We start from the raw sequence: 21,154 nt of genomic DNA on the forward strand, positions 1-21,154 counted from the left end.
GCTTTACTCCACCTTGAGCTTGTTCACTTCGGCCTTGAGCTCTTCGGCCATCTTCAGCACCTGCTGGGCGATGTTGGCCGTCTCCTCCATGGTCGAGGTGCTCTCCTCCGCGGAGGCGCTGACCTCTTCGGTCGAGGCGGCGCTCTCTTCGACCACGGCGCTGATCTGCTCGATGGCCCTGGCGATCTCCATAGTGCCGCTCACCTGCTTCTCCGTCGCCGTCGAGACGTTCATGGCGACTTCCGCCACCTCGTCGACCAGCCTGGAGATCTCTTCCACCGACTTGAGCGCCTTCGCAACCACGTCGCTGCCGCTGGCCACCTCAACGGTGCCCTTGTCCATGGACGTGACCGCCCTGTCGGTCTGTTCCCTGATCTGGCCGATCAGGTCGCTGATCTGGCTGGTGGACTTAGCGGAGTCTTCTGCCAGCTTGCGGACTTCTTCCGCGACGACGGCGAAGCCTCTGCCGGCCTCGCCGGCCCTGGCTGCCTCGATGGCCGCGTTGAGCGCCAGGAGGTTGGTCTGGCTGGCGATGCTGTTGATCACGTCGACGATCTTGCCGATCTGTTTCGATTTTTCGCCGAGGTCCCTGATGATCTCCGCCGATTCGTCTACCGAGACCTTGATATCGGACATCTTGCCCATGGCCTGCTTGGAAGCCTCGTCGACCTTCTTGGTGGCCTCGCTGGCCTCCCTCATCTTGGCCGACGCAGAGAGAGCGCCCTTCGACACGTCCCTCGCATCGGTCGAGATGACCTTGATCAGGTTGCTGATGTTGTCGACTTCCTTGGTCTGGCTCTGGCTCCCGGCGGCGATCTGCGTGATGCTCTCGCTGATCTGCCGGGACGAGACCATGGCCTGGCCGGCGGCTTCGCTGGAGTGCTGAGCCGCAGTGGCCACCCGTTCCGCGACGTCGTTGACAGTCTTGACGATGACCTTGAGGTTCTCCTGGACTTCCTGCTGCCGGGTGATGTCGCTGGCGATGAAGCTCACACCGATGATCTTGCCGCTCAGGTCTTTCATAGCCGAGATGTCCAGGCGGATGGGTATCGTCTTGCCACTTCTGCTGATCACCAGGGCATCTTCCACGCCGATCATATCCTGTCCCGTCGAGAGGACGGAACGGGCTGCGTCCGGCCGGACTTTCAGGCTGATTACGTCCGTAACCGCTTTATCCTTGCACTCGGTCAGCCTGGTACCGAGGTACTGCTCGGCGACATCGTTCATGTACTCGATCTGGAACTTCGAATTCAGCACCAGGTGAATCGCCTTGATCGACTTCAGTATAGCCTCGCTGTATACTGCCTTCTCCTGGGCTTCCTTCTCAGCCTTCTCGATCTTAATCTTGGCCTGCTTTGCATCGGTGATGTCCCGGAGGATCTCCATACCACCGATCACGTTGCCGTGCTGATCTTTTACCGACGTGGCGTCGCATGAGAAGTCGATGACCTTGCCGCTCCTCAGCGTGATGTTGCCCTCTGCATCTCTCAGGTCGCCCTCTCTCCACGCTCTCATCAGCATGCAGTTATTGGTGTGGCAGACAGGCGTGTTGAAGATGTCCTTACAATATTTACCCTTGGCCTCTTCCGCCGAGAACCCGGTCATCTGACTGCAGGCGTTGTTGAAGTAAGTGATCTTCCTTTCCTTATCTGTCACGAACATCGGCGTGTTGATACCCTTCAGGACAGACTCGTTGAACGCGATACGCTCCTTGATATTAGCCACCATCTTGGTGATCGCGTCGGTGAGCTGGCCCACCTCGCCGCCTTTCGCGCCCGTCTCCATCGATGCGTCGAGGTTGCCCGCTGCGACGCTGTCGGCCGCCTTGACAAGCCTCTTGATAGGTCCGGTAATCCTCGTAACCAGGATGAAGCCTACGCCGATCGATGCGATCGTCAGGACCACGCCGATGATGATCGCCATCAGGTTCGAGTTACTGATCTGGCTCTGCATCGCGCGGATGTCATACCCCACGAAGAGCATGCCGATGACCTTGTCGTCGCCGTTCTTGACCGGCACGTACCTGACCATCATGGGAATGCCGTTGACCGTCAGCAGGTCCTCGAACGTTTCGCCGCTGTCTAAGACCTTGGCAGCGACTGCGGAGCTGGACTTGGTACCCACGATACGGCTTCCGCTGGCGTCTTTCAGGTTCGTGCAGACCCGGACGTCGCCCTGGAAGAGCGTCGAGTAGCCTTCGGAGGCCTGGCCTACCTGGTCGACCAGTTCGTTCTGGTTGTTCTGCAGGTCCGCAGTGTACAGGGCGCCGATGATCGCGCCGCTCTCGTCCTTGATCGGGGCGCAGCTGACGATACCTAAGCCTTCCTGGGTCTTGGTGGCTGCGACGTAGCTGTCCAGGCCGTTGTTTTTGATCGCCGTCGCCGAAATCAGGTCCATTTCGTTAGTTCTGGTGCCCCTGAGCGCCGCCGCGACTTCGGCTTCGCTCATCTTATCGCCGTTCGCGTCGTTCGACGACCTGGCCAGCACCGTAGCGTCGGTGCTGGTAACTGTTACCATGTTGAACTCGGGGTAGTCTTTCTGATACCTGTCGACTATGGCTTTGATAGTCTTTCTGTCATCCTTTTTGACCGCTGCGATCAGGCCTGGGTCGAGGGCCATCTTGTCTGTGATGAGCCCGTCTTCCACGACGACTCCGTCGATCGTCTTGGCGGCGATGGCAGCTGAATCGTCTATCTTATCCTTATATACGCTGGACTCTATTCCGGTCAGCGTCATGTTGTTGGCGAGCGTCAGGATCACGACCGGCACGATCGCCACAATCAGAATGAATACCAGTAGCTGGACTGATATGCTTCTTAAGTCAATTTTTACCATACTATTCACCCACACTGTCAACGATGAACCGATTGCTTTAAACAGCAACACTAATTCAGTTTATCGTTTAATATTTGGTCGTTTCACGGTGTTAAGCTTAATAATTTTGTTAATTATTGGAATATCCAAAAAAAGGATTACAAAAAGGGTATTAGAGCTTGTTTAAGCCGTAAATACGGTTGTAAGCAGGTGTTCTAATATATGCGCTGTAAAGCGGGATCAGAACCGGTCGTCGAGGACCGGAAGAAGACTGTTGATGACCTTTCCCTTCGGAGTCAGCGAGTATATCAGGTAGCTGCCGTCCTTGTCCGAGGAGATCAAGCCGGTATCCTTGAGCTGCTTCAGGTGGTAGGACAAAGTGGAGTACTGGAGCCCGGTCAGGTCCACAAGCACGCAGACGCAAAGCTCCCGCTGCCGGAGCGCCTCCAGGATCTTGATCCTGACGGGATCGGCGATAGCTTTGCATACTTCTGCCGCTACCTTACAGTTTTTAACTTTGATCTTCTCCAGCGCTTCCTTTTCCACCTTCGATAACGGGTAGGGGTTTACGGGTAACTCTTCCATTACTTCTCCTATTTAGCGCAGTCAAAGCACTCTGTCTTGTCCTTAATGTCCGTGTAGAACTCTTTACCGCACTTAGCGCAGATAACTTTCCTGAATCCGAGGTCTTTGGTGGGCAGGCCTCTGGCGAGGTCTGCATAGTTGATGCCACAGGCGCATCCTTCTTTCGCCATTTGTTTAGCCTCTCCTTATATCTTCGCTTTAATCCACTTCTTGATCTCGTCGCCCGAGGGCACTCTGCCCATGGACTTCATTTCGCCATCTACCGCGAAACCGGGCGTCGCCAGAACGCCGGCTTCGACGATCTCGTTGATGTCGCTGACCTTGACTACCTCGGCGTTCACGCCGAGCTCTTTTACCGCATCTTTGGCCGCCTTCTCCAGCATGCTGCACTTGGCGCAGCCTGTGCCATATACTTGTAACTTCATCACTTTCACCTTACCTTATCTGCTTTTACACTATCCTGTCATTAAATTATCGCGGCGAAGATGACGCCGCATATGACTGCCATCAGGATGATCAGACCGATGTAGGTCAGGCCTCTCTTTTTGCCCATGATGCTGGTGATGACTATCATGCTCGGCAGGCTCAGCGCGGGACCCGCCAGCAGCATCGCCAGCGCCGGACCTTTGCCCATGCCTTCAGCCATCAGCAGGCCCACGATAGGCACCTCAGTCAGCGTCGAGAAGTACATAAAAGCGGCCGAAACCGAGGCGATCCCGATGGATGACAGGCTGTCGCCGCCTACGAAGGCCTGGATGTAGCTCGTAGGGATCAGGTAGATGATGATGGCCGCGAAGAACACGCCCGCGATGAGCAGCGGGAAGATCTTCTTTACCAGGAACCAGGTCTCGTTCATCCACGCCGAGAGCTCGTCTGTACTGTACCACTTATACGAGGTATAGGCAGTAGCAGCGATCAGAGCCGCGAGTACAGGCCCCTTTATCAGCCAGTCGATCGTCCACCCGCCGAACACGAGGATGACGACCAGCAGCAGGAAAGTCAGGGGCGTCCGGTACTTGAAGCTCTCGGTGCCGCCGTCCTGGGAAGTCATGACGAACGGCATCTTCTTCTGGCCTTTCAGCTCTTCGGTAAGCTTCTTCTGGAACAGTATGGCCATGATGGCCCCGATGACGACTGAAAGTGTCACCGCAAAGAACGCCCTAGCGATGCCGATGTCGTAGCCCAGCTGCTGGGCCGAGTAGACAATCGCCAGCACGTTGATGGCGGGCGCCGAGAACAGGAAAGCCGTCGCCGGGCCTATCCCGGCGCCGCGCTTGTATATGCCGGTGAACAGCGGCAGCACTGTACAGGAGCAGACCGCCAGCAGCACGCCGCTGACCGCGGCGACGCCGTAAGATACGACCTTGTTAGCGTCGGGGCCTAAGAACTTCAGCACCGACTCCTTGGAAAATAGCGCAGCTATGGCGCCGGCTAAGAAGAACGCGGGAATGAGGCAAAAGAGCACGTGCAGCGAGATGTACTCGAACACGGCGGCAATACCCACGTTGGTGAGCGTTAATGCAAGGTCAACGAGGCTTTCCAGCATACTATCACATTTCTAATATTATGGAAATGCATTGTATATAAGCCTTTTCGAGTTTTTTCGAAATGGAAAATTCTAAATACTTGCTGTCCTTAACCAACTATGCGGGCATTGCCTGTAACCGGCTGCCGATCATGGACCCGATACTATCCATACTTTTTAGCTGCGGGCTTTTCAGCCGGCCGATCAAACTCGTGCCTATACCATCGCCTTGCATCTCACCGGCTGTCTCACCCGTTTTCAGCCACGACGGAGCAAAGCTCTTGAACCTGACCGACGATAGTTCTCCGGCCCCGGAGGCCGTGCTGCCGAACAGCGACGGGAAACTGATCCCCTTAAGCCCGTTCGCCTGGATGCCCCCTGCAGGTGTAACCGATGCGGGCTGTCCGGCCGTGCCGGCCGGTATATTATCCGTTGCTGCCTGCTGATCTGCGGCTGATGCAACCGTCGATACCGGTACCGCAGACGGGGAAGGCTGTACTGTATTGCCACCGCTGCTACAAGGACAGCCTGCCTGCTGGTCATCTGTCGAAATGCCCTGATCCACTACCTGCGGCACAGGCGTCGGAGTCGGAGTCGGAGTGGCTGTCGGAGCGCTACCGGCGCCGCTACACGGGCACCCTGTGGATATGCCGGCCGACGAATAGCCTTCGGTAACCGGCATTGCAGCCGCAGGCATTATCGATAGTCCCGCCGCACCTGCTACTACCATGATGACGGCCAGGATATGGCAAAGTCTTAAAACAACTTTTCCTCTTTCGACTAGACCTTTTAACATATGATACCCTCCTCAATTCGATGTTACTACCCAGCGTTTTTCTCCCACTGTTTATACCAATCCGGCTATCGATAGCAGGTACGTGATCGTGAGGTACAGCCCGTACAGCAGGAAGCCTGCCCCGAGCACTTTTCTCACGTACGGCTCGACTTTCACGATCCTGGCGACGTAAGCCCGGGCGAACGTGGCACTTACCCCCAGCAGTATGGCGAAGATCAGCACGGGCAAGCCGGTCCCGATGCCGAACAGCAGCGGGTAGCTGACTCCGACGTAGCTCGACTCCAGTGCGAGCGGCACCAGCAGCCCGAAGAACATCACTGCGGTGTACGGGCAGAAGGCCAGCGCGAAGATGGCGCCCAGGAAGAACGATCCGGCCACTCCTCGTTTAGAGAGCTCGAGCCCGTACTTCGCCTTGAGGCCGTCGCCCACCGAGATGTTCGGCTTAATCAGCTCTAGCATCACTACTCCCACGAGGACCAGGATAGGGCCTATTATGATCTTTTCGTAATCCTGCAGCACTGGTGCACTGTCCATCACCGCCGACCCGAAGGCGTAGATGAGCAGCCCAATAATACCGTAGGTTGCCGCCCTCCCCAGTGTGTACAGCGTGCCGGCCAGCACCGTATCCCGGGAGCTTAAAAATTTTGACGATACGTAGGCTATGGCCGTCACGTTCGCCGATAGCGGACAGGGCCCTATCGCGGTCACCAGGCCGATGGCAAACGCGTACAGCAGCGGAAATTCCCTGACTGCGGTGAGCGCTGAGAGGTCCATACTACCCGCCCAGCTCTTTGTCGATGACCGATTTCAGGTATTTCACGTACGCGTCCCTGTCGCTGACATAGGACCAGATCTCCGGCACGTCTTTCACGTTCTCCTGGCCTCCCGCCGCCGTCCTGATCTTCAGCCCCTGCACCTTGACGTTATACTTATCTGCCGTCGCCTTATCCTGCTGGTAGTCGATGCTCCGGATAGAGATCTCGCCGGACTCCACCTCATCCTTATAATACTGATCTAGGGTCTCCCGGGCGTACTGTTCGGCGTTATTGCAGGAGGTACAACGATCCGTCCTGTGGAAGTACAGCAGTTCCACAATACCGGGCCCGCTGCCGGCGTCCACTGATTCTACTATGGCAGCGGCCGGCTGGTCAGCTGCCGGAGTGACAAATCCCACCTGTACCAATCCAAAAGCTATTGCTACTACGATAATTAGCATACTGGCTGTGATCGCCAGCAATCCCATCTTCCATGCGCTCTTCATGACAACCAGATGGATATTTTTTAGTCACATAAGCTTAAAAAAAGTATTATTATAATTATCGGTCACCGGGCTCAAAAATCGATTTTTAATTATTTTGAATTATTGCCACCCAACCTGTGGTGGCACCTGTCATCGCATTAGGCCGGGCAATGCATGCAGGTAAGTCCGCAGGATACTCCGGGCAGGCGGGATGGTGCGAGATATAGGGGTATTTGTTCGAGAAAACTTGAAATAGTATCGTTTGATTATACGTATATCATTTCATATCCTGGGGCCGGAGGGATAATCACTGGTATTACCATCGGGAGCAAACATCATCAAGACCTACAAGTATGGAGACCCCACCTCTCCTGTGGCCGTGCTGACGCTGGCCAGCGACTACGAGCAGTTCCACCTTACGGGATATGCGATCATAGGGAGCTGCTTCACCGAGAACCTCGGGGTGCAGCTGGTGATCACCAACATGCTTAAAGAGCCCGGCATCAGGTACCTAATCATGTGCGGCCAGGAAAGCCTGCACCTGGCAGGGCACGCCTTCGCTGCGCTGCACGAGAACGGCGTTTCCAGAGTAGGCATGTACCGGAAGATTATCGGGTGCAAGAGTCCCCTGCCTTTCATCGACGACATCCCCGAGTGGGCTATAGATGAGTACATGGACAGCATCGTGCAGATCGACATGCTCGGAGTGCAGGACGACTCCGCTATCCAGGCGAAGATCGACGAGTGCATCCGGGAAAATGCAAATAATCCGGCGACCAGAGAAGCGATGGATACAGGCATGGGCCCGGTCGACGAGTTCACCTGGAAGAAATACTCCGCTTTCCAGGAACGACGGATGATGGACCTGCTTAAGAAGTAGCCGGCCGAAGCCGGCGCTTCAAACTAAGATTTTCATTTACCTGCTGAGGCGGTACTCCCAGGTCAGCTTGACAGCTCTGTTCAGCGTCGTGGCGATGGGGCACACCAGTGTCATAGCCTCGTCGACGCATTTGGCCACGACCTCGTCCTTGAGATCTCCCCTGAGCGTCAGGATGACGTGAAGGCTCTCGAACGAGGTGGGTGCCGTCGCCCGCCTCTGTCCCTCGACCCTGGCGTCCACGGCCTCCGGCGTGAGTCCCCGCTCCTTTAGCTTTCCGATAGTCGACATGCCGGCGCAGCTGCCGAGGGCAGCCATCAGGCCTTCGACCGCCGTGATGGTTTTTCCCGAGTGGCCCATGGTAACTTCCAGCCCGTCGGCGTTCCTGGAAGTGAAGCTGGTTTGTCCGTCCCAGGTGGCCTTCAGGACGTGCTGTGGTGCACCGCACGCAGACGAGCCATGGCCTTCCGCCGGCTGGCTGCAGGAACCCCCTGTGCTGCCGCAGCAACTGGTAGACTGTACGCCCCCGTCTGCTGCTCTGGCAGGCTTCGTCGTTCTCGCGCCGGCCGTGCCGCATGCGCAGGGAGAACTGCTGCTCCGGTTGACGTGCTCATGTATGACCTTTTTCGCCACTTCGCTGGCGTAGATCACGAGCATCTCGTGGGGCACCTCGTCGACCCCGAACGGGAGCTTAGCGTCGTAGAGCCTGTCCGCTCTGACTACGGTTGGCTGCAGGTCAGGGATCACGCCCTTCATCATCCGGGAGGCGCAGTCGATGAAGCAGCCTTCGATAGCGATGACCTTGTCAGTCCGCCGCACCAGGTCCCGCTGCCCGGTGTCTTTCGTGAAAGCCCCGCCCAGGCAGATGCGGACTGTACTGTCGGATGCAAGGCGGTGGGCGACGAGGTTCGCCGCCTGCCGGGCCACTTCACCTTTGGCGCACGAGCCTTCGCAGGCCAGAATCGCTATTTTCGGAGGGCTCACCGAGTGCTTCCGGGCATAGTCTTCGCAAGCGGGACACGATCTTTCGATCCTTTCCAGTTCGATGGTTTCGTAGCTCATACTAAACACTACCTGGCAGATGCCAGTGATCTCATCGACCTCTGAGTATATTAGATGTAGAACTGAATATCGAAAACTTTTGAAATCCGATCGCCCGATATACTGCGATAAACTTTTATTAATCAAACGCAATTAACTGTTATGCGATGCTGTCCTGCCGACTGCGCTACCCGGAACGACTGGGAAAAGGAACTTCAGGCCGAGATCGAAAATTTTCAGTCCGGCCCTTTCGAGGAAGCCAGCGACATGCTAAAAGTGCTCGGCCATCCGATGAGGCTGCAGATTCTCATGATGCTGCTGAACAGGGACCACTGTGTGTGCGAGATCATCTACGTCTTAAAAGAAAAGCAAAACCTGATCTCCTATAACCTGGGCATCCTCAAAGAGGCGGGGCTGATCGACTCCTACTACCGGTCTAAGCACAAGATCTACAAGTTAAACGGCGATGCGGCCGGGTTTGTCAGATTACTGAAAGCAAACCTTATCGACAGACGGGCGCATACATAATTCCGGAAGCACGCCGGTACTCTGGATTGGTTACAATGAAGCTGCTGCTCATCTCCGACCTGCACGGAAACATCGAGGCTTTGAACGCCGTCCTCGGGAACGTCAAGTATGATCGGGCCGTCTGCATGGGGGACCTGGTCGACTACGGGCCCGACCCCGGCGCAGTCGTCGACTGGGTGAGGAAGAACGACGTGCCGGTCATCCGGGGCAACCACGACAACGCCGTCGGCTTCATGGTGGACTGCGGTTGCGGCTACAAGTATAAGCACCTGTCCGTGGCCACCCGGGAGTATACCTGGAAGGTGCTCTCCGAGGCCGACATGGAGTTCCTCCGGGGCATGCCGCTCGACCGGGACCTCGAGATCGACGGGCTGAAGCTGAAGATGGTCCATGGCAGCCCCCAGTCGTTCTTCGACTACCTGTACCCGGACATCGCACCTGAAAAACTGGCCGAGTACACCGCCGGTATCAGCAGCGACTACCTGCTGACCGGGCACACCCACTTTCCCGCGGTCCTGAAAGCCCCGACTACTACTGTGCTAAACCCGGGCAGCGTGGGGCAGCCGAGAGACAAAGACTGGCGGGCGTCGTGTATGGTGCTGGACACAATTGCCCGGACGCAGGAAGTAATACGCATCGAGTACGATCTCGATACCACCTGCAGAAAGATCGAACGGAGCATGCCCCTGGCAGACGAGCTTACGGCCATTCTGCGCAGGGGCTACTGAGGAGTCTGTATCATGACCGAAGCGGCCGCACCGAAGCTTTCATTCCTTGACCGATATCTTACAGTCTGGATTTTCCTGGCCATGGCGCTGGGAGTCGGGCTGGGTTACTTTTATCCGGCCTTCGCTAACTATCTGAACAGCCTGTCATGGGGCACCACGTCGATACCCATCGCGATCGGCCTGATCGTGATGATGTACCCGCCCCTGGCGAGGGTCAAGTACGAGGAGATCGGCAAGGTCTTCCGCAACGTCAAAGTCATGGCGCTGTCGCTGGCCCAGAACTGGATCATAGGCCCCGCCCTTATGTTCATCCTCGCGGCGCTGCTGCTCCGGGACTTCCCTGAATATGCGGCCGGCCTCATCCTCATCGGCATCGCCCGGTGCATCGCCATGGTCATCGTGTGGAACAAGCTCGCCTGCGGCGACGAGGAGTACGCTGCCGCGCTGGTGGCGCTGAACTCGGTGTTCCAGGTGTTCTTCTACTCTATCTACGCTTATGTGCTCATCACCCTGGCCCCGTCCTGGATAGGCATGCAGAGCATGGTAGTCGACATCTCCATGGTACAGGTGGCCGAATCGGTCGCCATATACCTCGGCATACCCTTCGTTGCCGGGTTCTTCACCCGGATCCTGGCCAGGCCCAGGATGGGCGCCGAGTGGTACGATAAAAAGTTCATCCCGGCGATCAGCCCGATCACCCTGGTAGCTCTGCTGTTCACCATTGTAGTCATGTTCTCCCTCCAGGGCCACTTCATCGTCACCAACCCGTTCGACGTCGTCAGGATCGCGATACCCCTCGTCATCTACTTCGTCGTGATGTTCGTGGTGTCGTTCTTCATCTCCAAACAGCTGAACGTAGAGTACGGGCAGTCCTGCACTCTTTCTTTCACCGCCGCCAGCAACAACTTCGAACTCGCCATCGCCGTCGCCGTCGGCGTCTTCGGCATCACCTCCGGCCAGGCCTTCGCCGCCGTGATAGGGCCGTTAATCGAAGTGCCGGTCATGATCGCTCTGGTCAACGTAGCCCTGCGGTGGAGGCAGAAGCACTTCGGGCTGAAAGAGTAAGCGGGCCGATAGCAAAAAACACGGCGGCACTGCTCTTTATCCTAACAACAGTAGATCAAATATTTGAACCACGGCGGCACGGCGACACAGCGACAGTGTGATTCACGACAAACCGGATGGTAACTGGAACCACGGCGGCACGGCGACACCAAGACAGGGGTGAACCGGTATAAGTGAACTCCTTTATTGTCCACGGCGACACAGCGACAGAGCATTAGCCATAAGCTTACTATCCAATCGTTTCAGCCTGACTTTCGATCGATAGCCTGAAGAAAGGAAAACTTATTTGTCTCCGTGCGGTCAGCCCGCCGTGTCGCCGTGGATCTATAAAGAGGGCTTTGTTATTCGGGTACGGGTTGTCTCCGTGTCGCCGTGCCGCCGTGGTTTAAATAACCATCCTGATATCGTTTCTCGCATTGTCTCCGTGCCGCCGTGCCGCCGTGGTTAAAATATTTAAGCTACTATGGTTTCCTGCGCTTATCATTTTTAATAAACTTTTGATATTGTATAGCAAATTTTATCACCGATCGATACACTATTTTATAGCATGTCGGCGGTAGTGGGGAGGTCTGTCCTGTGGAAGAGATAAAACTTGAGCCCATCGGGATCGTGCATTCTTCGGTCCGGGAGCGGAAGGATATGCCTCTGCAGGGAGTCGAGGCGGAGATCGAGGTCTTCAGGGAATACGAAGAAGGCCTGATGGGCATCGAGGAGAACTCTCACCTGTTCGTGGTGTGCTGGCTGGATAAGGCTGAGCGGGATACGCTCCAGGTGACGCCGAGGAAATATTCCGTCGACCTGCCGAAGAGGGGCGTGTTCGCTATCCGTACTCCTGTCCGGCCTAATCCCGTTTCGATCACTACTGCGAGACTGATTCAGGTCCGTGGCCGGCTGTTGACCGTTTCCCACCTGGACGCCATCAACGGCACCCCGGTCATCGATCTTAAACCGTACGAGCCCGGGTGGGACTGCGTGTTCTCGGCGTCGAGGCGGGACCGGTACCAGTCGATCAAGAAGATGATGCCCGCCGAATACCGGGACGACCTGATCCGGCAGGCGGTCAACTACCACGGCGAAGAGTGCCAGGGCCTGGCGATGGCGGTCAGGATGGCGGCGTTCGCCACGCTCACGCTGAAGAAAGATCTCAGGAACAGCAGCGTATGTATCTTAATAGGGAAAAATGCCTGCATATCCGACTCGCTAATCGGCATCACCGGGGCCCGGCTCGGGAACAAGCGGCTTTACTACAACCTCAACCCGAAGCTGCGGGAAAGTGATTCGTACTCGATCTACGATGCCGAGAAGACCATCGTGTTCAGGATAAAAAAGTTCATGAAGGACTACAAGGGGATCATGGACTGCGATATCAAGGACCTGTTCGACATCGAGGTCATCTGATACTTTTTAAACAGAGCATGCTTTTCACAGCAGATTAACATCCACTCTCTGGCCCGCGTGCAGGTCGTTCCGGGCCAGGATATAGCCCTGCGACAGCAGCGACTTCGATGCGGCGGAGATCAGGGATGTCAGGTACTCTGTGCCTCCGAACAGCCCGAGAGAGGAGCCGTTGTAGCCCATAGGCCGGGCGCAGCCGTCTTTCAGCTCCACGAAGACCATGTAGTCGAAACCGGATCCGGCGAAGGATACGTCGCTGCCCAGCGGCATGGCCACGGCAGGATTCTCCCCCGCTTCCCGGACGAGCCTTTTGACGAACATCTCCATGCCCGCGTATGCCCCGGCCGGCTTGCCGGGCAGCGAAAGGAGGGGCTTCCCGCCGAAGTACGCTGCGGTGAAGGGCATGCCCGGCTTCATCCTCACTCCCCTGAACATGATTTCGCCTTCTTCGGAGACCTTCTTTACATAGTCCCTCGCCCCCGCGGAGACGCCTCCGACCGTGATCACCATGTCGTGGCTCTCTGCCGCTGCACTGAGGGCCTCTCGCAACAGGCCGGGGTCGTCCCGGACCGCGCCTGCGAGGTGCGGCCGGCATCCCCACGAGCGCAGCAGGGCACAGATCATGGGGCCGTTGGTGTCTCTGATGTCGCCGTTGGCGATCTCGTCTCCTGTGGTGATCACGGCCACGGAGATGGGACGGTAAACTTTGATTGAGGGTATGGCAGCAGCCTGCAGCACTCCGACCATCGAAGGGGTGATGATGGTGCCTGCCTGGATCAGCACCTCTCCCTCTTTGAAATCGGCTCCCTGGCGGAGCACGAACGTACCCGGCTCAACGCGGGGCCCGTACAGGAGCTGTTCTTCTGCCCGGGCGTCTTCCACACGTATGACTGCATCCGCACCAGCCGGCAGCCTTGCGCCCGTGGTTACGTAAGCAGCCTCTCCCGGGCCGAGAGAGATCCTCCCTTCGCCGGCGAAAGCTCGGGAGGTGATCTTGAGAGGGTAAGCGTCCCGGGAAGCGAGGGCATAGCCATCCATGGTACATGTGTCATATGGTGGAGAAGTTGCCCGCGCTACGGCATCAGCAGCGAGGTGCCTGCCGGCCGACTCCACCACTTCGACTTCCTCAGTATCCAGGGAGGCGTAAAAACGACCTCGCATGAGGTCGATCAGCTCTAACGCCCTCTGCAGCGGCACCATCCGCTCGAAGTCACCCGCCATCCAGACACCTACCGTGAGGCCTCTTTTATCCGTTCGGAGCCGCTGTAGACGTACATCCTGGGCGGCCGGGCGAAACCTGCCAGCGTCATGTTGAGCCGCTGCGCCAGTTCGACGCCTGTGCTCAGCGGTGCGGTATTGCTGATCATGACGGGCATTCCGGCCCGGTAGACTTTGGCCACCATGCCGGCAGGAGCCCGGCCCGTCGTGACCAGGAAACACTCCGAGAGATCCCGGCCATCCAGCAGGGCCTTTCCGACAGCCTTGTCCACCGTGTTGTGCCGGCCGATATCTTCCGCATACGCTATTAATCCCCCGTGTGCGTCAAAGATGGCACTGCAGTGCGTGCCACCGGTCCGCCGCCACAAGCCCGCCAGCTCGTTGACGGTGCTCACGCAGGAAAAGATCGTCTGCAGATCAAGCTTCAGCCGGGACTTGACCGGCTCCTCGAGGTCGAGCCACGACGACCTGACCCCGACGCAGCCGGAGCTGCGGATCTCCATCCAGAGATCCACGTCGTCGGGCTTGAAAGAGTCGACGATCACGTTCACGTCCGTGCCCTTGATGGCTACCTCCTGCACCTCGGCGATGGACCTGACCAGCCCTTCGCAGACCAGGTACCCGTAAGCGAATGGCAACAGCTCGTCGGGGGTCATGGTGAGGCTGGCGACGCGCACCCCGTTCAGCAGCATGTTCACGCTGTCCTCCACGCAGACTTCGGCGCAGGTCGGGGCGATCCGATCCCTCTCGATCGCCGTGACCTCAAAGCGCTCAGTCAGGTCTTGAGAGGCCTGTAAGACTGGTACATCTCCTCCTGCGGTAGTCATGGTCTTCCTCGGTAACTCGATATTATATCCTGCCACCGCGTTACATAAATAGTTAACTATTATGGTTGCATAAGACTTTCAAAGTAACTATATTTACTTACATGTTGTAGGAGAACAGCCGACGCTTACCGCGTTGCTACGATGGAAAGCCTCTTCAACTGTCACTGAATGCCCGAAGTGTGGGGCTCCGCGGGATTTCTCCACTCTTTTTCCCGGATGCGGTCCTTCCCACTGTAGATGATGACCTGGTGAGGCCCGGGGATGGCGAGCAGGCAGATGTCGTGGTCCAGGGCGTATCTGACTGCCCTGGACGAAGGTGCGCCGCAGGCGGCCACGAGAGAGATTCTATGGCTGTATGCGTGCCTGATCGTGTCCTCTGTGGTCCGGCCTGTCGAGAACAGGATACACCTGCCCAGGCTGTAGCCTGCCAGAGCGGCTTTCCCGATGGCCTTGTCCAGGCTGGCCAGCCGGTTCACGTCCTCCGCGTAAGAGACTATACCCCCGTGTTCTGTCAGCAGCAGGGCACAATGGGTGCCTCCGGTGCTCTGGCAAATCCGGGCGCAGTCTTCCAGCGCCAGGTAGCCCCGGTAGATCACGCTAAGGTCGACGGGGCCGGTGATGTTTTCAGCAGTCTCCCGGCATGCTCCGGCGCTGGCCTCGACGCGGATGGCATCTCCGGCAATGGCGAGGGACTTGATATCAGACGGCGCGCTGATCAGCTTTTCTGACAGCAGCAGCCCGGTAGCAAAGGCCTCGAGATCTTTCGGGTAGAGGGTCTGGGCCGCTATCAGGCGGCCATTAAAAAACAAGCGGATATAGGTTTCGGGGCAAAGGTGAATATGCGCAGGCCTGCAAGCCTGCGGTGATACTTCCAGCATCACGCACTCGACGTCTTCCTTCTCCAGGCTGCGCATATGCACCGACTTCATTCTGCCTTATTTCCAGGCCTTCTCTGTGTTGCCGTTAAAGTACGCCTGCTGCATCAGGGTGACCGGGTCGAGGACTGGTCCTTCGCACTTCTCGATCTTGACGGGCAGGTTCTTGTACCTGGGGCTGCCAGTGCTCTCGGTCTCGGGGGTCACGACGATGTTGGCCCATACGCCGCGGACGATCCAGATTTCTCCCTTCTGCTGAGAAGAGGCTTTCCTTGCCCGGAGCACTACGCTGTCGCCGAACTCGTTGGTGACTTTAACAAACCATGGCCTGCCGAGGGCCTTGAAGTCCTCGGGGTTGATCTCGCAGTACGAGGCTTCTCGGGTGTAGCCGTCGGTGAACTTGTTGCCGCCCTTGATGATGGCTCCCTGGTACACGGTAGAACCAGTGTTGAGGATGATGTCCATTGCCATGTTCTCACTGCCTCCTTGCTTCCTTCTTCTGCTTGACTCTCTCGAACAGCTGTCTCAGCGTGTCCTCGTTGGACTTAGTGAAGTCGAACGGCGGCGTGGTGAAGCTGCGGGCATACAGGGGCACGTTATCCATGCGATAGAAGGTGCCTTCGCACTCCATGCCGTCCAGCACGCCGGGCAGCACCGCGTCGCTGACGAACTGCATCGGCCCGGGGGCGATCTCGATGGATGCGACCGGGATTTCAGCTAGGCGCTCGACTGCCTTCTTAGGCAGGTGGCCGCCTAGATCTGCGCACATGCAGAGCACTGCGTCGCATTCGCCCCTGTACAGGGCGTCGACGGTGGAGTACTCGCCGGGCTGGTACCGGGGCACGCCTCTGGAGAAGTCGACCGCGAACGGGAAGCCGTGCTGCCAGGACAGCACCTGGTTGAAGCCGGCGACGTTACAGTGGCCTCTGTTTGCCGAGATGACGAACTTGGTGATCTTGTTGCACTCCTGAGTCAGGCGCATAGCGATCGAGGCATTATAGTGTTTGCCGTGGCTACTGGCGATGCCCAGGCCGACCCAGATTACGCCGAACTTGCAGGCCTTGATCATGTCGACGAGCTGCTGCATCTGCTCTCTGGAGATGCCGGTGGTCTCGTAGGTGGACTCGTGCGGCTCCTGGCCCCTCAGCAGGGTTAGGAACGCGTCGATGAGCTCGTAGTCAGTGCCGGGCTTGAGCTGCAGGTGCAGGTCTGCCTGGGCTGCGGTCGGGCTCCTCCTCGGGTCGACCACGACCATCTTGCGGCCCTTGAAGCCCTGCTCGGTCCAGAAGCCTCTCTGGAAGTGAGAGTGGCGGCTCATGTGCCTCGGGTGAGAATCTGCAGGATTGCAGCCCCAGTAGATGTTGAGGTCTGCCCTGTTCCTGCATTCGCCCAGCGTGGCGGAGACGCAGCCGGCGTCCTGCAGGCCCATCACGGTCGGGCCGTGGCAGATCGTGGCGTTGCCGTCTACCAGGGCGCCCAGGTACTCGGCCATGGCGATGCCTACGGACATGGCTTCGGTCGAGGTCTCGCTGCCCATGAACAGCAGCGGCCTCTTCGCGTTCACCAGCATCTCGGCGGTGTAGTCGAGCACCGCGTCCCACTCGGCCTCCTGGCCGTGCAGCAGGGGCTTCTTGATCCTGTGGTGGCTGCGCAGCTCCTGGAACTTGGCGTCGCCCATCAGGCAGGCGTTCTTCGTGACGACAGCTTCGTCAGTCAGTTCGATCAAAATGTCGTCGCACGACATACCGCAGACCGGGCAGGTCACGTCAGTGCACGTGATCTTCTTCCCGTCGGTGGTGCTAGTGTCCTTTTTTATTATCTGTTCGGAGATCACTCCATACACACTCCATACGCTAGATATTGATTAAAGCGATCATGGCCCGGCGGCTGATATCCGGCAGATGGAGGTTGCGGCTTCATCTGTGGCCTGCGGCCACCGGGTGTAATTGAAGTTTTTTGGAAACTCGTTTAAATAGTTATCTCATTAAATTACCTTATGTCAACATGTTAACAATATGTAATAACAAATGGATATGTCAATTTTATAATATTATAGTTATACAATATCTCAAGAGACATTTCGGCAAATTTTTATTTTTATAATATTGTCGCAGGCCGGCACAGACAAGCTTTATAATCTGTGACCGCTTTAACAAAAGTGTTAAACAGGGTGACCTTAATGAGGGCTGATGAGAAGGATATGCTGCTCACTTCGAAGCAGATCGAAGTACTGCGGATGAAGAAAAAGGGCATGACCCAGGCGGACATCGCCCGAAAGCTGAAGACGACGAGGGGCAATATCTGCATCATCGAGAGCACCGCCCTGAAGAACATCGAGAAGGCCCGGAACACCCTGAAGTTTTACAGGGCGATGGAAGCCCCGGTCTGGATCACAGTGGCCCCCGGGACCGACCTCTACGATGTACCGCCCATGATCTTCAAGGAAGCGGACCGAAAAAAGATCAAGATCGCCCACGACTCCGCCATGATCGTGGTCAAGCTCAAGACCGAGGCCCAGGACCGGATCCAGCACCGGATGACCGTCGGCGAGATCGACATCGCCGTGGACGAGCAGGGCAACGTCAACGTGTGCTAAAAGAGTAGTACCGGCTTATCCGGCCTTCTCGTAGTACGCCTGGCTGCCGCAGCCCCCGCAGATTCCGTCTTCCAGGGTGTTCTCGGGCACCATCTCGCCGCATTTCCTACAGGTGGCCGAGGTCCACTTTTCCTTGGGGGTGAACTTTACCTTCACCGGCTCCCAGGAGAGGATGTCCCTGCCTGCGCAGAGTATTTCCTCCTGCAGCGTGCTTGCCGTGACCCCGCCCTTATATCCCGGGTCGTTAGTGTACCACAGGTGCAGCGTCGGGTACTTCTTTACTTTGCCCGCGTCGATGAAGACCCTGATACCGTCGGCAGAAGTGCCTTCGGAAAACCTGTTCACCGTGATCGCGAACCTGCCGGTGTTGATGACTCTCAGGCGGTGGTTGCCCGTCGTGCACCCGAGGAGAACCTGCAGCGGGTCCGGAGCGCACTTGGGAGTCTCGGATACGGCGTACAGCTTCTCGCCCGGCCCGGCGCCCAGCTTCTCCAGCGCCAGGTCGACCATGAACGTCGCGATGAGCAGCCCGGCGGCGGGGAACGTGTGGAACGCCACGCAACGGCGCAGGTTTTCCTGCACCTGTTCATCTACTTTGCACCGGCTCATCGCCTTGTCCAGATCTCCATGCATCTGCGTCATCTTCATTGCACTTAGACCGGCAGCTATAAAAAAATATCGATAAACTATCGCCAGATGTTTAACACTATTGTTTATACCACGGAGACGGCAAGCCTTCGGGCCTGAACAGTTTCGAGAGGAGAAACATGGCGATGCCGGCGCCGAGGCCGACGGTCGGATCGACCAGCAGCATCACCACGCCTGCCGCAGCAGTAACGAGCATTCTGTCGGTCCTCACCGCGTTCCGCAGCATCTCCCATCCTGCCAGGAACAGCAGCGTGCCGAGGACCCCCGCCGGTACCAGGGCGAGCATCGGGGAAGTGGCCACGAAGGAGAGGGCGATGAACAGCGCTCCGATCATGACGTCGGCCCCGCCGGTCCGGGCCCCGAACTGGTAGTGGGCAGCCATCCCGCCCGCGCCGTGGCACATGGGAAAGCCGCCCAGGAGCGGGGCGACCACGCAGGCGCCGCCGATGGTGGTCGAAAGCCTGCGGTTCGAGACCTTCTCCCTGAACAGGTCTGAGGCCAGCAGGCTGGTCGCCAGGATGGCGTTGGTCAGCGTGAGCGGAAGCTGGGCGATACCTGCCTTATAGGCGCCTTTGACGAGGTCGCCTGCCGTGGGCAGGTAAATGTCCAGAGGGATGCTGAGCTGCACCGGCGGCACTCCGTAGACGTAGAACCCGTAGGCGATGCCTATGATGAAGACCAGCAGCGCCCCCGGGAAGTTCAGGTTGCTGTGGCGCCGGTTCACGAAACGGGCGAAGACGAAGAGCCCGACGGCGAGCAATCCCAGGTACAGGTCGCCCATGATGTACTGGCCGCCCTTGACCAGCAGCACCAGCGCCAGCCCGAGCTGGACACCCCTGATGAGGCTGATCGGGAACACTTTAGCGATTTTGTCTATGAGGCCGGTGACGCCCAGAAGCAGGAAGAACAGGCCCACGAAGATGCCGGCGCCCACGATTTCCCCCTGGGTCAGGCTCGAGGAGACTGCGATGGCCCCGACGGCCTTCAGCGGCTCTACGGCTACGGGCAGCCGGTAGATCAGCCCGGATACCACGTAGAACAGCCCGAAGGCCAGCAGGATAGGCCCCAGCTTCATGCCGGTCACGCTGACGGCGATGAGGATGAACGGGATGATCGTCCCCAGATCGGCCAGGGATCCGGTAAACTCGGGCAGCGTGAACTTCGGCGAGGCCATTCACTGGCGGGTACGCCGTAAAAATAGATAACGTTTGTCTCTTGCTGCTACCACTTGTAGTTGCCCGGGCTTACTTCATGATCATGACCGAGGTTGATTTGATCATCGCCGTGACCTTATCGCCTGCCTTCAAATCCATGTCCTGCACGGCGTCTTTGGTGATGGCGGACTCGATGATATTGTCGCCGACCTGGACTTTGATGATCGCCATGACCGCCCCGAGGGTGACTTCCTTGACCGTACCTGTGAGCTTATTACGTGCGCTTACTTTCATAGCTGTGATCTCCCGGTGAAACGTCGGCACGTAGCTATTAATGATTAACTAACGTATAGAGCGAGGTATAGGGTTTACAGTTATACTGGAAACCGGCTACGCTGCTATCCCCTGTGTCGTAGCGTTGCTCCCTCCCCTCGAGCCGGCCCCGGCTTTCTGGCCTGTGGCTGTCGCTGGTGGTTTCGCAGCCGGAGCTGCTCTTGCTATGTTGTACCCCTTGTAGATCCTCCAGGGGTCGTCCGGGCTGATCCCTCCGAAGCCGAGCCCGCTGCCGAAGCTGGGCCCGGCCGGCCCATACATGCCGGTGGGGCCGTACATCCCGTACTGGCCGAACATGCCCAGGGGCCCGAACAGGTTCCAGCTCTCCATGCCGAAGCCGCAGGGGTAAGTGTTGTACTGCGGCCCGAAGTCGCCGATGAAGCCCCCGCCCAGGCCAGACCAGCCGCCGGTGTAGACCCGTCCCATCGAGCCAGTAACAGGCGCTTCGACAGGGCTGGCTGTCTTACTGGGCAGGGCGCTTTTAGCCCCTGCAGCAGGCGTGATAGTACTCTTGCTTTCGGCGGCTTTAGCCCCTCCCCCGGAGGTATCTTTACTCGTACCGGCAGCTCCGGTGTTACCGGCAGAATCTCCCCCCTGGGCCATCGCCTGGCCTGCCAGGGCCATGACAATAGTCGCCGCAATTAGAATGATCTTAACTGTTTTGAGCACCAGAATCCCCCGCGGTTGAAACTGGCCTTTAATCGCAAAAAGGCTATTTCGACGTAAGAGCGAAAAGCTGCCGAAGACGGGCAATCTTGGGCAGGGCTGAGCCGTGGCTGCTAATTAAAGATGATTATCCGGGGGCATGAAGTCAACTATTTCACGATCAGACTGGGAATCGGCCGGTTCATCCGCAGTAAAATGTGTGAACCTATAATACTTTGGCTTATCAGTGTTAGTATGGGTAAA

Annotated in this window: 24 protein-coding genes; 6 read left to right on the plus strand and 18 right to left on the minus strand. The window is 57.6% G+C overall.

The window, feature by feature from the left end:
- Positions 1–3: 3 nt before the first annotated feature.
- The 8 genes from ACPLPM_RS03745 to ACPLPM_RS03780 form a co-directional block, all read right to left on the minus strand.
- Positions 4–2,835: a methyl-accepting chemotaxis protein gene (locus ACPLPM_RS03745; RefSeq protein ID WP_424358902.1), complete on the minus strand. Its 2,832-nt coding sequence runs from the start codon at positions 2,833–2,835 to the stop codon at positions 4–6.
- Positions 2,836–3,054: 219 nt separating this feature from the next.
- Entirely contained in the window at positions 3,055–3,399 is a 345-nt protein-coding gene (locus ACPLPM_RS03750; RefSeq protein ID WP_424358903.1) for an ArsR/SmtB family transcription factor, read from the minus strand.
- Positions 3,400–3,407: 8 nt separating this feature from the next.
- On the minus strand, positions 3,408–3,569 hold the full coding sequence (locus ACPLPM_RS03755; protein ID WP_424358904.1) for a hypothetical protein: 162 nt from the start codon (positions 3,567–3,569) through the stop codon (positions 3,408–3,410).
- A gap of 15 nt (positions 3,570–3,584) precedes the next feature.
- The gene (locus ACPLPM_RS03760) at positions 3,585–3,824 is read right to left on the minus strand and encodes a thioredoxin family protein (protein WP_424358905.1); all 240 of its coding nucleotides are present in this window, start codon (positions 3,822–3,824) and stop codon (positions 3,585–3,587) included.
- 41 nt (positions 3,825–3,865) lie between these two features.
- Positions 3,866–4,945, minus strand: coding sequence for a permease (locus ACPLPM_RS03765; protein WP_424358906.1), 1,080 nt, complete (start codon positions 4,943–4,945; stop codon positions 3,866–3,868).
- 97 nt (positions 4,946–5,042) lie between these two features.
- On the minus strand, positions 5,043–5,720 hold the full coding sequence (locus ACPLPM_RS03770) for a hypothetical protein (RefSeq protein WP_424358907.1): 678 nt from the start codon (positions 5,718–5,720) through the stop codon (positions 5,043–5,045).
- A 51-nt stretch (positions 5,721–5,771) separates the two neighbouring features.
- Entirely contained in the window at positions 5,772–6,494 is a 723-nt protein-coding gene (locus ACPLPM_RS03775) for an aromatic aminobenezylarsenical efflux permease ArsG family transporter (RefSeq protein ID WP_424358908.1), read from the minus strand.
- Position 6,495: 1 nt separating this feature from the next.
- Entirely contained in the window at positions 6,496–6,981 is a 486-nt protein-coding gene (locus ACPLPM_RS03780) for a nitrophenyl compound nitroreductase subunit ArsF family protein (protein WP_424358909.1), read from the minus strand.
- Between the two features lie 316 nt (positions 6,982–7,297).
- Between ACPLPM_RS03780 and ACPLPM_RS03785 the strand changes: the two genes are divergently transcribed.
- Positions 7,298–7,840 carry a tetrahydromethanopterin S-methyltransferase subunit A gene (locus ACPLPM_RS03785; RefSeq protein WP_424360027.1) on the plus strand — a complete coding sequence of 181 codons (543 nt, stop codon included), beginning with the start codon at positions 7,298–7,300 and terminating at the stop codon, positions 7,838–7,840.
- A gap of 36 nt (positions 7,841–7,876) precedes the next feature.
- Here ACPLPM_RS03785 and ACPLPM_RS03790 read toward each other — a convergent pair whose 3' ends face one another.
- On the minus strand, positions 7,877–8,899 hold the full coding sequence (locus ACPLPM_RS03790) for a putative zinc-binding protein (protein WP_424358910.1): 1,023 nt from the start codon (positions 8,897–8,899) through the stop codon (positions 7,877–7,879).
- A gap of 141 nt (positions 8,900–9,040) precedes the next feature.
- Between ACPLPM_RS03790 and ACPLPM_RS03795 the strand changes: the two genes are divergently transcribed.
- The 4 genes from ACPLPM_RS03795 to tsaA all read left to right on the plus strand — a co-directional run bounded on the left by ACPLPM_RS03795 (position 9,041) and on the right by tsaA (position 12,597).
- Positions 9,041–9,406 (plus strand): ArsR/SmtB family transcription factor, encoded by a 366-nt coding sequence (locus tag ACPLPM_RS03795; protein ID WP_424358912.1) that lies wholly within the window; start codon positions 9,041–9,043, stop codon positions 9,404–9,406.
- 35 nt (positions 9,407–9,441) lie between these two features.
- Positions 9,442–10,134, plus strand: a complete 693-nt coding sequence (locus tag ACPLPM_RS03800; RefSeq protein ID WP_424360028.1) for a metallophosphoesterase family protein — start codon at positions 9,442–9,444, stop codon at positions 10,132–10,134.
- A 12-nt stretch (positions 10,135–10,146) separates the two neighbouring features.
- Complete coding sequence (gene arsB / locus ACPLPM_RS03805; protein ID WP_424358913.1) at positions 10,147–11,199, plus strand: ACR3 family arsenite efflux transporter; 1,053 nt, start codon at positions 10,147–10,149, stop codon at positions 11,197–11,199.
- Between the two features lie 576 nt (positions 11,200–11,775).
- Positions 11,776–12,597 (plus strand): tRNA (N6-threonylcarbamoyladenosine(37)-N6)-methyltransferase TrmO, encoded by an 822-nt coding sequence (gene tsaA / locus ACPLPM_RS03810; RefSeq protein ID WP_424358914.1) that lies wholly within the window; start codon positions 11,776–11,778, stop codon positions 12,595–12,597.
- A gap of 24 nt (positions 12,598–12,621) precedes the next feature.
- Here tsaA and ACPLPM_RS03815 read toward each other — a convergent pair whose 3' ends face one another.
- From ACPLPM_RS03815 to ACPLPM_RS03835, 5 genes are all read right to left on the minus strand, one after another.
- Positions 12,622–13,815, minus strand: coding sequence for a molybdopterin molybdotransferase MoeA (locus tag ACPLPM_RS03815; RefSeq protein WP_424358916.1), 1,194 nt, complete (start codon positions 13,813–13,815; stop codon positions 12,622–12,624).
- Between the two features lie 8 nt (positions 13,816–13,823).
- Positions 13,824–14,675: a formate dehydrogenase accessory sulfurtransferase FdhD gene (gene fdhD / locus ACPLPM_RS03820; RefSeq protein WP_424358917.1), complete on the minus strand. Its 852-nt coding sequence runs from the start codon at positions 14,673–14,675 to the stop codon at positions 13,824–13,826.
- A gap of 125 nt (positions 14,676–14,800) precedes the next feature.
- Positions 14,801–15,568: a formate dehydrogenase accessory sulfurtransferase FdhD gene (locus ACPLPM_RS03825; RefSeq protein WP_424358918.1), complete on the minus strand. Its 768-nt coding sequence runs from the start codon at positions 15,566–15,568 to the stop codon at positions 14,801–14,803.
- 6 nt (positions 15,569–15,574) lie between these two features.
- Positions 15,575–15,985, minus strand: a complete 411-nt coding sequence (locus ACPLPM_RS03830; RefSeq protein WP_424358919.1) for a molybdopterin dinucleotide binding domain-containing protein — start codon at positions 15,983–15,985, stop codon at positions 15,575–15,577.
- Between the two features lie 4 nt (positions 15,986–15,989).
- Positions 15,990–17,348 carry a formylmethanofuran dehydrogenase subunit B gene (locus tag ACPLPM_RS03835; protein WP_424358920.1) on the minus strand — a complete coding sequence of 453 codons (1,359 nt, stop codon included), beginning with the start codon at positions 17,346–17,348 and terminating at the stop codon, positions 15,990–15,992.
- A gap of 345 nt (positions 17,349–17,693) precedes the next feature.
- On the opposite strand from ACPLPM_RS03835, the gene ACPLPM_RS03840 reads away from it, so the two are divergent.
- Positions 17,694–18,110, plus strand: coding sequence for a Tfx family DNA-binding protein (locus ACPLPM_RS03840; protein ID WP_424358922.1), 417 nt, complete (start codon positions 17,694–17,696; stop codon positions 18,108–18,110).
- A 15-nt stretch (positions 18,111–18,125) separates the two neighbouring features.
- Here ACPLPM_RS03840 and ACPLPM_RS03845 read toward each other — a convergent pair whose 3' ends face one another.
- The 4 genes from ACPLPM_RS03845 to ACPLPM_RS03860 form a co-directional block, all read right to left on the minus strand.
- The gene (locus ACPLPM_RS03845; protein WP_424358923.1) at positions 18,126–18,752 is read right to left on the minus strand and encodes an FmdE family protein; all 627 of its coding nucleotides are present in this window, start codon (positions 18,750–18,752) and stop codon (positions 18,126–18,128) included.
- A gap of 64 nt (positions 18,753–18,816) precedes the next feature.
- Complete coding sequence (locus tag ACPLPM_RS03850; protein WP_424358924.1) at positions 18,817–19,932, minus strand: putative sulfate/molybdate transporter; 1,116 nt, start codon at positions 19,930–19,932, stop codon at positions 18,817–18,819.
- A 70-nt stretch (positions 19,933–20,002) separates the two neighbouring features.
- Positions 20,003–20,206, minus strand: a complete 204-nt coding sequence (locus ACPLPM_RS03855) for a TOBE domain-containing protein (protein ID WP_424358925.1) — start codon at positions 20,204–20,206, stop codon at positions 20,003–20,005.
- Between the two features lie 96 nt (positions 20,207–20,302).
- Positions 20,303–20,914 carry a hypothetical protein gene (locus ACPLPM_RS03860; protein ID WP_424358926.1) on the minus strand — a complete coding sequence of 204 codons (612 nt, stop codon included), beginning with the start codon at positions 20,912–20,914 and terminating at the stop codon, positions 20,303–20,305.
- Between the last annotated feature and the right edge of the window lie 240 nt (positions 20,915–21,154).

Origin of the sequence: Methanocella sp. MCL-LM, assembly GCF_049676595.1 — an archaeon.
Classification (GTDB): Archaea; Halobacteriota; Methanocellia; order Methanocellales; family Methanocellaceae; genus Methanocella_A.

Bases quoted from the DNA above. Each gene is read 5' to 3' on its own strand.
- ACPLPM_RS03745 (WP_424358902.1), bottom strand. From the start codon at position 2,835: ATGGTAAAAATTGACTTAAGAAGCATATCAGTCCAGCTACTGGTATTC.
- ACPLPM_RS03815 (WP_424358916.1), bottom strand. From the start codon at position 13,815: ATGGCGGGTGACTTCGAGCGGATGGTGCCGCTGCAGAGGGCGTTAGAG.
- ACPLPM_RS03845 (WP_424358923.1), bottom strand. From the start codon at position 18,752: ATGACGCAGATGCATGGAGATCTGGACAAGGCGATGAGCCGGTGCAAA.
- ACPLPM_RS03755 (WP_424358904.1), bottom strand. From the start codon at position 3,569: ATGGCGAAAGAAGGATGCGCCTGTGGCATCAACTATGCAGACCTCGCC.
- ACPLPM_RS03800 (WP_424360028.1), top strand. From the start codon at position 9,442: ATGAAGCTGCTGCTCATCTCCGACCTGCACGGAAACATCGAGGCTTTG.
- ACPLPM_RS03830 (WP_424358919.1), bottom strand. From the start codon at position 15,985: ATGGCAATGGACATCATCCTCAACACTGGTTCTACCGTGTACCAGGGA.
- ACPLPM_RS03765 (WP_424358906.1), bottom strand. From the start codon at position 4,945: ATGCTGGAAAGCCTCGTTGACCTTGCATTAACGCTCACCAACGTGGGT.
- ACPLPM_RS03855 (WP_424358925.1), bottom strand. From the start codon at position 20,206: ATGAAAGTAAGCGCACGTAATAAGCTCACAGGTACGGTCAAGGAAGTC.
- ACPLPM_RS03770 (WP_424358907.1), bottom strand. From the start codon at position 5,720: ATGTTAAAAGGTCTAGTCGAAAGAGGAAAAGTTGTTTTAAGACTTTGC.
- ACPLPM_RS03760 (WP_424358905.1), bottom strand. From the start codon at position 3,824: ATGAAGTTACAAGTATATGGCACAGGCTGCGCCAAGTGCAGCATGCTG.
- ACPLPM_RS03775 (WP_424358908.1), bottom strand. From the start codon at position 6,494: ATGGACCTCTCAGCGCTCACCGCAGTCAGGGAATTTCCGCTGCTGTAC.
- ACPLPM_RS03780 (WP_424358909.1), bottom strand. From the start codon at position 6,981: ATGAAGAGCGCATGGAAGATGGGATTGCTGGCGATCACAGCCAGTATG.
- ACPLPM_RS03825 (WP_424358918.1), bottom strand. From the start codon at position 15,568: ATGAAGTCGGTGCATATGCGCAGCCTGGAGAAGGAAGACGTCGAGTGC.
- ACPLPM_RS03840 (WP_424358922.1), top strand. From the start codon at position 17,694: ATGAGGGCTGATGAGAAGGATATGCTGCTCACTTCGAAGCAGATCGAA.
- ACPLPM_RS03850 (WP_424358924.1), bottom strand. From the start codon at position 19,932: ATGGCCTCGCCGAAGTTCACGCTGCCCGAGTTTACCGGATCCCTGGCC.
- ACPLPM_RS03750 (WP_424358903.1), bottom strand. From the start codon at position 3,399: ATGGAAGAGTTACCCGTAAACCCCTACCCGTTATCGAAGGTGGAAAAG.
- arsB (WP_424358913.1), top strand. From the start codon at position 10,147: ATGACCGAAGCGGCCGCACCGAAGCTTTCATTCCTTGACCGATATCTT.
- ACPLPM_RS03795 (WP_424358912.1), top strand. From the start codon at position 9,041: ATGCGATGCTGTCCTGCCGACTGCGCTACCCGGAACGACTGGGAAAAG.
- ACPLPM_RS03790 (WP_424358910.1), bottom strand. From the start codon at position 8,899: ATGAGCTACGAAACCATCGAACTGGAAAGGATCGAAAGATCGTGTCCC.